At 52.6% G+C, this 12,623-nt stretch carries 10 protein-coding genes; all 10 read left to right on the forward strand.

The genetic code is table 11. The annotated features are described in order from the left end of the window. Nucleotides 1-114: 114 nt before the first annotated feature. The 10 genes from ACHEXL_RS13505 (at nucleotide 115) to ACHEXL_RS13550 (ending at nucleotide 12,576) form a co-directional block, all read left to right on the forward strand. Nucleotides 115-1,356 (forward strand): ABC transporter substrate-binding protein, encoded by a 1,242-nt coding sequence (locus tag ACHEXL_RS13505; protein ID WP_416559917.1) that lies wholly within the window; start codon nucleotides 115-117, stop codon nucleotides 1,354-1,356. Further along, nucleotides 1,356-2,279 carry a carbohydrate ABC transporter permease gene (locus tag ACHEXL_RS13510; RefSeq protein WP_416559918.1) on the forward strand — a complete coding sequence of 308 codons (924 nt, stop codon included), beginning with the start codon at nucleotides 1,356-1,358 and terminating at the stop codon, nucleotides 2,277-2,279. Before ACHEXL_RS13505 ends, ACHEXL_RS13510 begins: the two co-directional genes overlap by 1 nt. An 8-nt stretch (nucleotides 2,280-2,287) precedes the next feature. Continuing rightward, the gene (locus ACHEXL_RS13515; RefSeq protein ID WP_416559919.1) at nucleotides 2,288-3,118 is read left to right on the forward strand and encodes a carbohydrate ABC transporter permease; all 831 of its coding nucleotides are present in this window, start codon (nucleotides 2,288-2,290) and stop codon (nucleotides 3,116-3,118) included. 19 nt (nucleotides 3,119-3,137) lie between these two features. Continuing rightward, nucleotides 3,138-4,463: a GH1 family beta-glucosidase gene (locus ACHEXL_RS13520; protein ID WP_416559920.1), complete on the forward strand. Its 1,326-nt coding sequence runs from the start codon at nucleotides 3,138-3,140 to the stop codon at nucleotides 4,461-4,463. Between the two features lies 1 nt (nucleotide 4,464). After that, nucleotides 4,465-5,547: an ABC transporter ATP-binding protein gene (locus ACHEXL_RS13525; RefSeq protein WP_416559921.1), complete on the forward strand. Its 1,083-nt coding sequence runs from the start codon at nucleotides 4,465-4,467 to the stop codon at nucleotides 5,545-5,547. An 18-nt stretch (nucleotides 5,548-5,565) separates the two neighbouring features. Beyond that, a complete protein-coding gene (locus ACHEXL_RS13530) occupies nucleotides 5,566-7,827 on the forward strand; it encodes a glycosyl hydrolase (RefSeq protein WP_416559922.1) in 2,262 nt (753 codons plus the stop codon). Between the two features lie 136 nt (nucleotides 7,828-7,963). Beyond that, on the forward strand, nucleotides 7,964-9,262 hold the full coding sequence (locus ACHEXL_RS13535) for a hypothetical protein (RefSeq protein WP_416559923.1): 1,299 nt from the start codon (nucleotides 7,964-7,966) through the stop codon (nucleotides 9,260-9,262). A 15-nt stretch (nucleotides 9,263-9,277) separates the two neighbouring features. Beyond that, entirely contained in the window at nucleotides 9,278-10,564 is a 1,287-nt protein-coding gene (locus ACHEXL_RS13540) for a hypothetical protein (protein ID WP_416559924.1), read from the forward strand. 31 nt (nucleotides 10,565-10,595) lie between these two features. After that, the gene (locus ACHEXL_RS13545; protein WP_416559925.1) at nucleotides 10,596-11,471 is read left to right on the forward strand and encodes a glycoside hydrolase family 16 protein; all 876 of its coding nucleotides are present in this window, start codon (nucleotides 10,596-10,598) and stop codon (nucleotides 11,469-11,471) included. A 43-nt stretch (nucleotides 11,472-11,514) separates the two neighbouring features. Then, nucleotides 11,515-12,576 (forward strand): LacI family DNA-binding transcriptional regulator, encoded by a 1,062-nt coding sequence (locus ACHEXL_RS13550; RefSeq protein ID WP_416559926.1) that lies wholly within the window; start codon nucleotides 11,515-11,517, stop codon nucleotides 12,574-12,576. Nucleotides 12,577-12,623 lie beyond the last annotated feature (47 nt).

The following is a 12,623-nucleotide window of genomic DNA, read 5'->3' on the forward strand; positions in this document are numbered from 1 at the left end:
GTTGTTCACTTGCTGACCCCAACCTTGGTGTGAGGCAGGTGGAAACCCTTGGTTGGCTTGACACTTGCTGTCACTTATTGAAAAATGAAAGCGCTTTCAAAAAGAGAGGCTTTCATGAAAAAAACGGCGTCATTTCTCATTTGCGCCTTGTATTTGAATGTGGCGATGGCGCAAAAAACGACCATCACCGTCGCGGCATTCCCTGCGGTCGATGACATCGTCAAAGCATCGCTGCAAGTGTGGCAAAAAAAGAATCCGAACGTGGAGGTCAAAGTGGTCGGCCGTGAATACGCAGACCACCATACTGCCATGACCACAGCGCTGGCCACCTCGACTGGTTTGCCGGATGTGATGACGCTTGAATACGGCTATCTGGGCAGATTTGCACAAAGCGGCGGACTGGAAGACTTGGACAAAGCCCCTTATAGCGTTGGCAAACACGCCACCAAAATGGTGGCTTATGCCATGGCGCAAGGCCGCTCGCCCAATCATGGTCAGGTGGCTATCCCGACCGATATTGGACCTGGGGCCATGTTTTACCGGAACGACCTGCTCGCCAAAGCCAAAGTCAATGAATCGGAGCTGACCCAGTCCTGGGACAGCTTCATTCAAAGTGGACAAAAAATCAAACAAAGCACAGGTGCCTATTTGGTGGCACACGCCCGCGATGTCAAAGACATCGTGATCAGAACCGGTATTCCGGAGGGCCAAGGCGTTTACTTTGATGCGCAGGGCAATTCGGTCGTGGACACATCGCCCCGCTTCAAACGAGGCTTTGAGGTGGCCCAAAAAATCAGAACGCAAGGGCTGGATGCCAAGATCAACCCGTGGTCCAACGAATGGGGCGAATCACTCAAACGTGGCACCGTGTCGGTGCAAATGATGGGCGCCTGGTTGGGCGGCCATTTGCAAAATTGGTTGGCCCCCAACACCAGCGGATTGTGGCGCTCGACCGCTTTGCCTGAGCGTGTCGCCACCTCATGGGGGGGGACTTTTTACGCCATCCCCAAAAATGCTGTGAACAAGGCCTTGGCGTGGGATCTGATTCAGCACTTGACTTTGAACAGCCAGCAGCAACAGATGGCGTTTGAAAAGTTCAACGCTTTTCCGGCGCTGATCGAAGCGCAAAACGGAGATTTTTTCAACCAACCGGTGGCTTTCTTGGGGGGGCAAAAGGCGCGGCTCGACTGGAAAGCCACGGCCATGCAAATCAAGCCCACCATGGTCTTCAAAAACGACAGCGTGGCTGAGGAGATCGTGAACGCCGAGCTGGATCTGGTGCTCAATAAAAACAAGCCGATCGACCAAGCGCTCAAGGACGCGCATCGGTTGGTGCAAAGAAGAGCCAGCCGCTGATGAAACCTATCTTGAAGCCGGCGGCAGCGCCGTATGTGCTGATCAGTCCGTTCCTTTTGTTGTTCCTGATTTTTGGCTTGTTCCCTATTGTGTTTTCCTTTGTTCTGATGTTCCACATGTGGGATCCGGTTAAAGGACTGGCCTCCATGGAATACGTGGGCTTGGAAAATTTGCAATTCGCCGTGGAAGACCCGTTGGTTTGGACATCGTTGGGCAACACCTTATGGATGGCTTTGGCCTCTGGAGTGCCGCAGCATTTGGTGGCGATACCCTTGGCTTACCTGATCAATGAAAAGCTGGGGCGCTGGCGAAATGCTGCCATGGGCGCGTATTTCCTGCCCTACATCACCTCGACGGTGGCGATTGCCATCATGTTCAGCACCTTGTTTTCGACCGACTACGGCATGGTCAATGCTGCGTTGGGCGAGTTGGCGAAATGGCCCTTGCTGAGCACCGTTTTGCCGGCCGAGAACATCGATTGGCTGGGCAGCCCAGAGGCGGTCAAGCCGGTGGTGTCGGCCGTGGTGTTTTGGCGTTATTTGGGCTTCAACGTCATTTTGTATGTGGCGGCCATGCAGAGTATTCCGCGCGAGTTGTACGAGGCTGCACGCATGGATGGCGCGAAAAGCTGGCAACAGTTTTGGTTCATCACGCTGCCCCAGCTCAAGCCCATCATGTTCTTTGGCGTGACCTTGACGGTGATCGGTGGCCTGCAGCTGTTTGAAGAGCCGTTCATTTTGACGGGCGGCAAAGGCGGGCCCGAATATGCCGGTATGACGACAGCCATGTACATGTACCGCACAGCGTTTGACTTCAACGATTTTGGTTTGGCCAGCGCCATTTCCTGGATGCTGTTCGTCATTATTTTGGTGATGACCGTGCTCACCAACAAAGCCTTCAAGAGCAAGGAGGGCCCAGCATGAGCGCGCCCATGACCGGCAACAGATCGAGTTTAGGTCCGCTCGGGTGGTTGTTCATCATCACCGGTGCCCTGCTAATGCTGGGGCCGTTTTATTTCATGTTCGTGTTTGCCACGCAGCCGCGAACCGAGATTTTCAGTGTCCCGCCACCGCTGTTTTTCGGCGATCACTTTCTGGACAACATGAAGATCCTGATGGGAAAAATCCCATTCTGGAAAAACCTGGGTTGGTCTTTGTATGTGGGCTTGATGAGCACGGCGCTGACCCTGTTGTTTTGCTCCATGGCGGGGTTTGCATTTGCCGTTTACGAATTTCGGTTCAAGAAAGCCTTGTTTGCCTTGGTCATGGGCACCATGCTGGTGCCTTCGTTCCTGGGCATGATCCCGACGTTCTTGATCATGGATGCGCTCAACTGGATTGACCAACCGCGTGCGTTGTATCTGCCCGGTGCGGCCCCGGCCATGGGCATTTTTCTGATGCGGCAGTACATCAGCTCGGCCATACCCAAAGAGCTGATCGAAGCAGCCCGCATGGACAACTGCGGTGAGTTCCGCATTTATTGGAGTGTGGTGGTACCCCTCTTGGGGCCAGCTTTTGGCACGTTGGGGCTGATTGCCTTCATCGCGTCCTGGAATAACTTCATCGGTCCCTTGGTGGTGATGCGCTCGCCTGAGATGTACACCTTCCCCTTGGCCTTGCGCAGTGTGCAAAGCCCGGTCGACACCGAATGGGGCGCCCTGATGGCGGGCTCCGCGATTGCCGTGATTCCTCTGTTGATCATTTTCATTTTCTCTTCCCGCCGACTGATTGAAGGTCTGACCGCCGGCGCTGTGCGCGGATAAACCCAAAAAAACACATCCTATGAGTCACCCAGTTATTTCTCGTTCTCAATTTCCCGACCACTTCAAGTGGGGTGTGGCCACATCGTCGTTTCAGATCGAAGGCGCACACGACAGCGATGGCAAGGGGCCTTCCATTTGGGACAGCTTTTGCAATATGGAAGGAAAAATCGCAGACGCCAGCAATGGGCATGTGGCCTGCGAGCATTACCTGCGCTGGGCAGAAGATGTGGCCCTCATCAGCCAACTGGGCGTCAATGCTTACCGCTTTTCGATCTCCTGGCCACGGGTTCAGCCCGATGGGCAAGGCGCCTGGAATGAAGCGGGCTTTGCCTTTTATGACAAGCTGATCACAGCGCTGGCGCAACGCGGCATTGAGCTGCATGTGACCCTGAACCACTGGGACTTGCCGCAGGCCTTGCAGGACCAAGGCGGTTGGGCCAATCGAGACGTGTGTGCGCATTTCACACGCTACGCCACCGAAGTGGCGCGCCGTTTTGGCAATCGGGTGCACAGCATCTGCACCCACAACGAGCCATGGGTCATCGCGATCCTGGGTTATGAGCAAGGCATTTTTGCGCCCGGCATCCAATCGCGGTCGCAGGCCATGCAGGCGGTTCACCATTTGTTGTTGAGCCACGGCATGGCCCTGAAAGCCATGCGCGGTTTGGGTCTGACAACACCCATGGGCATTGTGCTGAACCTGTCGCCCATTTACCCCGCCAGTGACAACCCTGCCGATGTGGCCAAGGCCCATTTGGACGATGGTTTGATTTTGCGCTTGTACATGGATGCGTTGTTCAAAGGCTTCTATCCGGCAGACGTCATGGCCCATTTGGCGGACGATGCGCCCCGGGTGTCGCCAGGGGACATGGAGACCATTGCGCAATTCAACGACTTTTTGGGCGTCAACTACTACACCCGCAACTTCTCATCCAGCGGCAACCCCTGGGATGTGACCAGCACCGGCAACACGGTGACCGACATGGGTTGGGAGGTTTATCCCCAAGGCTTGACCGAGTTGCTCTGCCGCTTGCATGCCGACTATCAGCCCCAAACGCTTTGGGTGACCGAAAACGGCGCGGCCTTCAAAGACCAGTGTGTCGACGGTGTGGTGGACGACCCACAGCGCCTGGCCTACATCCGCGACCACATTGCCGCCACTCACGATGCGATTGCGCAAGGGGTTCCGGTTGGGGCCTACTTTGCTTGGAGTTTGATGGACAACTTTGAATGGGCCAGTGGCTATGCCAAGCGGTTTGGTTTGGTGCATGTGGATTTTCAGACCCAACAACGAACGCTCAAAAGCAGCGCCTTGTGGTACCAACAATTTTTGAGCGAGAAATAAAGTGGCAGCCATCGAACTCAAAGGCGTTACCAAACATTTTGGTGAAACGGTGGTTATTCCTGGTCTGGACCTGGAAGTCCAAGACGGTGAATTCATGGTCTTTGTCGGCCCGTCGGGTTGCGGCAAATCGACCATGTTGCGCATGATTGCCGGTCTTGAAACCCTGAGCCAGGGTGACATCTGCATTGGTGGTCAAAACGTCAGCGACAAAGGCCCCTCGGAGCGCGGTGCAGCCATGGTGTTTCAAAGCTATGCGCTTTACCCGCACATGACTGTGGCCGAAAACATGGGCTTTGGCTTGCGCATGTCGGGCACATCCAAGGCGGATACGGCCAAGTTGGTTCAAGAAACCGCTGAGCGCCTGCAGCTCACCCCTTTGCTGCAGCGTTACCCCAAGCAATTGTCCGGTGGCCAAAGGCAACGCGTGGCCATTGGCCGCGCCATCGTGCGCCGCCCCCAAGTGTTTCTGTTTGACGAACCGCTGTCCAACCTGGACGCCTCGCTGCGCGTGCAAATGCGCATTGAGCTGGCCAAGCTTCATGCCGATCTGAAAACCACCATGATCTACGTCACGCACGACCAGACCGAAGCCATGACGCTGGGCAACCGGATTGCGGTGTTCAACCAGGGGCGCATCGAGCAGGTGGGGGCGCCGATGGATTTGTACCGGCAACCCAGCAACAAATTTGTTGCGGAATTTTTGGGTTCACCAAAGATGAACATGTTGCCTTATCGCTGGGACCGTGATGAGCGTCAGCCCATGGTCGGTGCGTATAAGTGGCGACTTGGCGAAGAGGCTTCAACAGCCTTCCATTCAAATTTGCCCAACGGTTCTCATCTGGGTATCAGACCCGAGTTCATTGACCTGGGCGTCGAGGGGCAAGGTATTCCTGGGGTGATCGAGTTTCTCGAAAACTTGGGTGATGTGATGGTGGTTTATGCAAGGGTCGATGGGTTGACGGAGCCCGTTCGAATCAAAGTCCGGCCTGATGCTTTGCACGCCAATATCGGGCAAACCGTCGGCTTGGTGCCAGACGCCTCACGCACGCTCATTTTTCGCTCAGACGGACAACGAATTTCTTGAGTCAAAGGATTGAACACCATGAATTTCTACCAACGGTTAGCCGCTGTTCTGAGTTTGAGCCTCAGCCTTGGGAGCCAAGCTGCGGAAGTCATTCAGCGTGGCGCGGGCGCTTGGCGTTCTCAGGTAAGTGCAGCAGACAACGCGGTTCCAGCGGCGCCCTTTCGCACACCCGCCATGCTGGCGCGTGCAGCGCCGACGAACCAATGGTATTCATCCGTCATGTTTACCCGGTGGTCAGAGGTGTTGCATGCGATACCGTTAACGGCCAAGGCGACCCCACTGGGTCTGGAGGTGGGGTATCCCCAAAAGACGGTGGTGCCGACCGAGCGCAAAGATGTGGAAATTGTTTACCCCCACAAGGCAGACATCACCCTTCGCCCCATGGCATTTCAGCCCACGGCTGCATTGTTGGCAGGACATTCGGATTGGGCCGTTGACATTGCATTCGAGGCTGAAAAAAATGCCCTGTTGACCACAGTCGCGCATGGAAGCCCCTTCATCTATGCACAACTCACGCAAGGCGATTTGTCTTTTGATTTGGCCACGCCGCTCACGGGCCGTGTGTGGTCTATAGACCCACGTGTTCTGCTCATCGGGGACTCGGTCAAGACCTACGCTGCTTTTGCACCTACGGGGGCGCAGTGGGTCCAGGTGGGTCAATCTTGGCAGTTGCGATTGCCTGGAGACCGTCGCTATGTGTCTCTGGCGATTCTTCCTAACAGTCAAGAGGCCACAATTCGTGAATTTTTGGCACAGGCTTACAGCCATATCGTCGATACGCGTGCCGATTACCGTGTGGATCGGCAAAAGAGCGAGGTGATCACCAGTTTCAAGCTCAAAACCCGCACCTTCGAGGGTTCACAAGGCACAGGTGTTCTCGGTTTGTATCCCCACCATTGGCACCAAAACGCGGCGCTTCCCGAAAAAATGCTGGGTCATTTGGGCAGTATTCGCGGAGATATTCGCTTTTACGCCAGTGACAGTTTTGAAACTCGCCACCGCCATACCGGTTTCGTGCCTTATTGGCCAGGCGTGCAGGATGTTGTTCAAAGCAAAGCAGTGTTGAACAATTTGTCGAAAGAGGCGCGGCGTGCTCGCCGGATGATGCTTGAGATTGGTCAAGGACCTTATTGGCAAGGCAAAGGTCTTCAACGCATCAGTCAATTGATGAATGTGGCCGAAGTCCAGGGTGATATGAAGACCCGTGATGAGCTGCTCGCGCTGGTCAAAGGTCGATTTGAGGAATGGCTCTCTGGGCAAAACAAGCGCACGTATTTTCACTACAGCCCAACGTTGGGCACAGTGGTCAGTTATCCGGAGGAATATGACGCGGTTAAGGACATGAACGACCACCATTTCCACTACGGGTATTGGATCAGGGCGGCAGCCGACATTGGATTGCGTGACCCGGAGTGGATCAAGCCCGAACGTTGGGGCGGCATGATCGATCTGCTGGTGGCGGACATCGCCACAGCTGAGCGTGGGCGAAAGGATTTCCCCTATTTACGTAACTTTGACCCCTATGAAGGCCATTCTTGGGCTTCGGGCGTCGCGATGTCACCGGATGGCAACAACCAAGAGTCCTCCTCGGAAGCCATCAATGCCTGGGCTGGCCTGATGCTGTGGGGCGCCCTGCAAGGGCGGCCGGAATTGGTCGAATTGGGCACGTACCTCTACACCACCGAAATCCAGGCCATCAACCATTACTGGTTTGACATTCATGGGCTGACCCTGCCCAAGGAGTATCTGAACGTTGAAGTCAGCATGCTGTTTGGTGGCAAGTTGGCGCACAACACTTGGTGGATTGATGAGCCCAGGCAGATCCATGGCATCAATCTGTTGCCATTGACGGCCAGTTCGACCTACCTTGCCGAAAGTCCAGCCTTTGTTCACAAGAACATGGCTGCGCTAGAGCGTGAAATCAAGATCTACGAAGGGCGTGGCAAGCGTGCCAAACCTCATGACATCTGGCAAGACCTGTTCGCCAAATATGTCGCACTGGTCGATCCGGTCAAGGGGCGAGCCCGGTGGGATGAATGGGGTTCTGTGGAGCTGGGCGATACACGCACCCATGCACAGCACTGGCTTGCATTTCTGGAAGGCGTGGGGACACCCGAGCTGGGGGTGACGGCTGATACTCACTTTTATGCGGTGTTCACGCATGCGGACAAGGGCAAGACGTACATGGTTTTCAATCCCGGCAAGGAAACCTTGACGGTTCGCTTCAGTGACGGCGCCTCTGTTCAAGCCGAGCCTGGACGGTTGACGGTTCAGCGTTGAAATTTTCATCAAACCAAGGGTAAACGCCAGTTGATTGGAAGTTCAGAGAGTTTTTTAATCTAGGCGTGAAAGCGTTTTCAGAAAGCGCTTTCAGATATTTTTTGCAGATGTCCAGACACTTTTTTCGGAGACGTTTATGAGATTCACTGCGGGGCTTCAAAAGGGCTACGTCATTTCTTCACTGGCGGTATTGCTAACGGCATGTGGTGGAGGTGGCGTCAATGGAGTTTCAATCACGGGTCGCGTGATTGATGGGTACATCAACGGTGCAGTGGTGTGCTTGGATGTCAACGACAACAAGGTATGCGATTCAAATGAACCAACTGCGACATCAGGAGCTGGAGGCGCATTCACACTGAACCCGCCCAGCACACTTGACCTGAGTAGTGTCAGGTTGATTGCCAATGTGCCGTCAACGGCAATCGATGAGGACACAGGCGCTGCTGTAGGAACTGCATACCAGATGACTGCTCCAGCAAATATTGCAGTTGTTACGCCACTTACAACGCTTGCGTTATCTTATAAAGATCAAGGCCAAACATGGGCCAACTCGATGCAGTCGGTTAAAAACAACTTGGGCATTACCGATGCTCAATTTAAAATCGATTCAGATTATGTAGCTGAAGCCAATATCAAAACACACAACGTTGCTCGATTGGTTGCGGGCGTGCTTCAATCAAATGAAGTAAGTGGATCTGTAAATGTCCGTTCTATTGTCGCTGGGTTGAGTAGTTTTGCGATTACTGCGTTCAATTCATCTAATGCATTGGCATCAACGGAACTTTCAACATTAGTAATTGATGGGGCTTATGCGACTAAGTCTCGGATATTTGCTTCAATTTATACACGTTCTGCTGGTTGGGTTGATTTATATCAGGTTTATAAAGAAGGTGATACAGATACAAATGGATTTTTTGGCAGGGGTGTACATCCATACGCTGAAATTTGGGGTGAAACATGGCCAGAAGATGGAAATGTTGTAGCTCAAGATGGATCAAATTTTTTCTGGGGAACTTGGTCTTCATTACTTGCTTCACGTGAATATATTGAGAGCTGGGTAATGCAGCCAACTGGATTTAATATTACTAACATGTCTAAAATGAATATTAAAATTTGGGGGAATCCAGATATATCAGGGCAGCCTCGATTTACACCGGTGTTGGAATCGCAAACATTGTTTGATAACTGCCGACCTGTTGCTCAACTTAATACTCCTTTGGTAGCTGCCCAGATTATTTATGGTAATCCTACTGATCAGGCAAACTACACTTTAGATTTAAATTCTTTTTCAATTACCGAAAGCTGTAATGGTGCTGTTAATACAATGACGCAGTTTATTCAAGAACCTTTGAAAACTGTAAGAATTCGTATCAACCAAGCTAACACTGCTGCTGTGGCAGGCATAAATGTTGGTGCAATCACATTTGCACCTTAATTTCGGAGAAATATTATGATTAACAAAAAATTGATGTTGCCTGTTGCTGGTTTACTCTTAAGTATTCCCTTCGCTCATGCTGTTGATGTTGGTCCTTTCACAATTACAGGATTCGCAAAAGCTGAGTACAGTCAGTCAAGCAACCAGTGCGTCAATTGCCAGTTTGCTCCCAATGAAGACAGGCAACGACCATGGGCTGATCCAACATCACTGGGAATGCCATATGGCACAAATGATGGTGGTATGACCTTATTTCAGCCATACCTGGGTACCAAAGAATTTAATCTTGGAAGCGGTTTCAAGATCAAAGGTCTGCTGAGCCAGCGTTGGCGTGATGGTAAGGAAGACATACCGGGTATTCTTTATGAAAAAAATGCAACGGTGTCCCACGAAGATTACGGTTTGCTTCAAATTGGCGCGTTCCCAACAAGAGGTTGGAGTACAGCTGACTATCCTTATGGCACAAGTTTGGGTATTGCCGATGCTTGGGCTTCCAGTGGTGCAGGTTATGGCCTTTTGACCCAAGCAATTCGATATGGATCTCCATTGATGGATGTGGCCGGTGGTGATCTTTATTTGGAAGCCACATACGATGGTGGTGACTCAAAAGCCAAAGTGCGCAAGCCCGCTTTTTATGAGTTGCATGCCAAGTACGTCAAAGGTCCTTGGATGTTGGATGCTGTAGCTCAGTCCTCAAAGAATGGACAAGCCGTGGCATGGGGGCACGCACCATTTATTGGGGTAACCACAACAGAACCTTACGACGGAAATTTAGTTGACGGTAACAAGCAATCGATTTTGATGTTGATGACACGCTACCAATTCAACGCCAAAACAGATTTGTATGCAGGGATTCGCCACAACCGTTGGAGTGGTTCAAAGGCCGTTGTAACAGGTGACAGTACGTCTGGTCTTTTGTGGAGCAATATGTTCAACGTCGATAGCGTGGATGCTAATACGGGCAATGCTTACAGCGCCAGTTCGACCGACATCAGCTTGGGTGCAGTTTACAGATTTGCACCAAAATGGAATATCAATACGGGTATGGTTTATCTGGGGAAAGCCAGCACAAAAAATCCGATTGAGCGCGGCCAATCTAACACCATGTTACTCAACACCGTTGGAGTGGGTTACGAAATTCAACCCGGTTTCTCAGTTTACGGTTTTGCAGGCACCGTCAACTTCGGGAAGAAGGGCTTAGCGCCACTTAGCATGCCAGGTCATGCAGCATTTACAGGCGTGGACTCACGAATTGCCAAGTCAGGTAATTGGTTGGGGGCAGGGCTTGTTTATACCTTCTAACAGACTGAGATTGGTTTATGCAGTAAGCGCGTTGTCTGTTCTGGTGGCGTGTGGTGGCAGCGGTGATAAGCTTTCGCCAACGCCATCAGCATTGACTTTAACCAAGCCTGCTAACTATGTCCTGAAGTGGTCAGATGACTTCCACATGGATGGAGCTCTAGGTTCCGCATGGACCTACGACCTGGGCTCACCGGTGTTGGATGGAGGTGGCGTTTGGGGTAACAACGAACGGCAGTTTTACACCAGTGATTCCAGCAATGTTTTTGTGAGCAATGGTTTGTTGACCATACAGCCGGCGAGGATAGATCCAACGATTGCACCGATAAGAACGCCATCTTTACTCGCAACTTCTTCCAGGGTGAAAACCGACACAGATGCGTATTACAACGCTTTGAATGGTACGCCTTATGGATATTACGAAATCATGGCCAAAGTTCCATGCATAGGTGGTGCCTGGCCTGCAATCTGGACGATGGGCAGGAGTGGTGGTTGGCCTGCGCGCGGAGAGGTCGACATCATGGAATGGTTTGGTAAGTGGCTCGTAGAACTGCCATATGAAAATCCAAATCAGGTTCAATCAGCGGTGCACACTACCTCGAACAATTGGCTCTCTAACCCGCCAAGACCTCTGTACGCAAAACGCAGTGTGGAGAACATGTGCGGTGAATTTCATCGTTTTCAACTGCACTGGACGGCAAACGAGATGGTCATGGGTGTCAACGATGTCCCAACCTTGAGCTACAAAAAACCAAATAATGCCAACGAAGACAATTGGCCTTTTGATCAACCTGCCTACCTCATTTTGAATGTGGCTGTAGGTGGAAATTTAGGTGGAGCGGTAGATGTAAATAAGCTGCCCACAATGAAGATGCAAGTGGATTACGTGCGGGTTTGGCAAACGCCTTAGTCACGGATAATCTGAAGCTTATGGAAAACAGCATCAGACGCGCATGAAAATTTCTTCAAAACGTGCTGCGCAGCAGGCAGACCCGCCCATGCCAGTGGCCGTCAAGTCCCGCGCCACCCTCACCATGGTGGCCCAAAAAGCGGGTGTCTCCCCTAGCACGGTGTCGCGCATCCTCAACGGCACTGCGCAGGTGAGTGAAGAAAAGCAGGCCTTGGTCAAGGCAGTGATTGAAGAGTTGGGATTTCGGCCCGATCCGGCTGCTCGCAGCCTGGCGGGTGGCCGCACCATGAGCATCGGTGTGCTGACGCAGTTCATTGACAGCCCGTATTACGGTGAAGCGTTGCGCGGCATCGAGGACGAGTTGCACAAGGCCAACTATGTGCCCCTGTTTGTCAGCGGTCACTGGAATGAAGCCGAAGAAAAGAACCGTCTTTTCATGCTGCAAGAACGCAAAGTCGACGGCATCATTGTGTTGACCGGAAAATTGGCCGACGACACTTTGATCGAGATGGCGGCCCATATTCCTGTGGTGGTCACCGGCAGGCGTTTGAGCGGCCCTGGCTTGTTCAGCATTGACTTTGACAACTCGGAGGGTGCCAGTCTGGCTGTGCGTCATCTGCATGCATTGGGACACCGGCGCGTGGCTTTCATTTCGGGTCCATTGGACCACCCCGATGCGGCAGAGCGCCTGCAGGGTTACAAAGAAGAAGTCCGCCTCAAGGGGATGGACATCGACGAGGAATTGGTGGTGGTCAGCGACTACCAAGAGGCCGGTGGCTTCAGGGCCATGAACACTTTGCTGTCGGCCAGAGTTCAGTTCACGGCGGTGATTGCTGCCAACGACCAAATGGCCTACGGTGCCCGTTTGGCTTTGCATCGTTCGGGTTTGAGGGTGCCCGAAGATGTGTCCTTGATTGGCTTCGACGATTTGCCCCACTCGGCTTTCACGCTGCCCCCTTTGACTTCGGTGCGTCAGTCGGTTTATGAAATTGGTGCATCCGCCGCCAAAGCAATGTTTGACTTGCTCAACAAGAAAAATCCGCCGTCCAGGTTGGTTGAGGCCGAATTGGTGGTTCGCGAGTCCACACGCATCAACCGGCGATAAATCGCGGTCTCAGCGTCTCAATGTCAGTTATATGCCAGATGGATGCC

Origin of the sequence: Limnohabitans sp. YIMB22184 (genome assembly GCF_048020265.1) — a bacterium.
Classification (GTDB): Bacteria; Pseudomonadota; Gammaproteobacteria; order Burkholderiales; family Burkholderiaceae_C; genus Limnohabitans_A.

What these genes read in the sequence shown, in the direction of transcription:
- ACHEXL_RS13505 (WP_416559917.1), top strand. Translation starts at nt 115, where the DNA reads ATGAAAAAAACGGCGTCATTTCTCATTTGCGCCTTGTATTTGAATGTG.
- ACHEXL_RS13510 (WP_416559918.1), top strand. Translation starts at nt 1,356, where the DNA reads ATGAAACCTATCTTGAAGCCGGCGGCAGCGCCGTATGTGCTGATCAGT.
- ACHEXL_RS13515 (WP_416559919.1), top strand. Translation starts at nt 2,288, where the DNA reads ATGACCGGCAACAGATCGAGTTTAGGTCCGCTCGGGTGGTTGTTCATC.
- ACHEXL_RS13520 (WP_416559920.1), top strand. Translation starts at nt 3,138, where the DNA reads ATGAGTCACCCAGTTATTTCTCGTTCTCAATTTCCCGACCACTTCAAG.
- ACHEXL_RS13530 (WP_416559922.1), top strand. Translation starts at nt 5,566, where the DNA reads ATGAATTTCTACCAACGGTTAGCCGCTGTTCTGAGTTTGAGCCTCAGC.
- ACHEXL_RS13535 (WP_416559923.1), top strand. Translation starts at nt 7,964, where the DNA reads ATGAGATTCACTGCGGGGCTTCAAAAGGGCTACGTCATTTCTTCACTG.
- ACHEXL_RS13540 (WP_416559924.1), top strand. Translation starts at nt 9,278, where the DNA reads ATGATTAACAAAAAATTGATGTTGCCTGTTGCTGGTTTACTCTTAAGT.
- ACHEXL_RS13550 (WP_416559926.1), top strand. Translation starts at nt 11,515, where the DNA reads ATGAAAATTTCTTCAAAACGTGCTGCGCAGCAGGCAGACCCGCCCATG.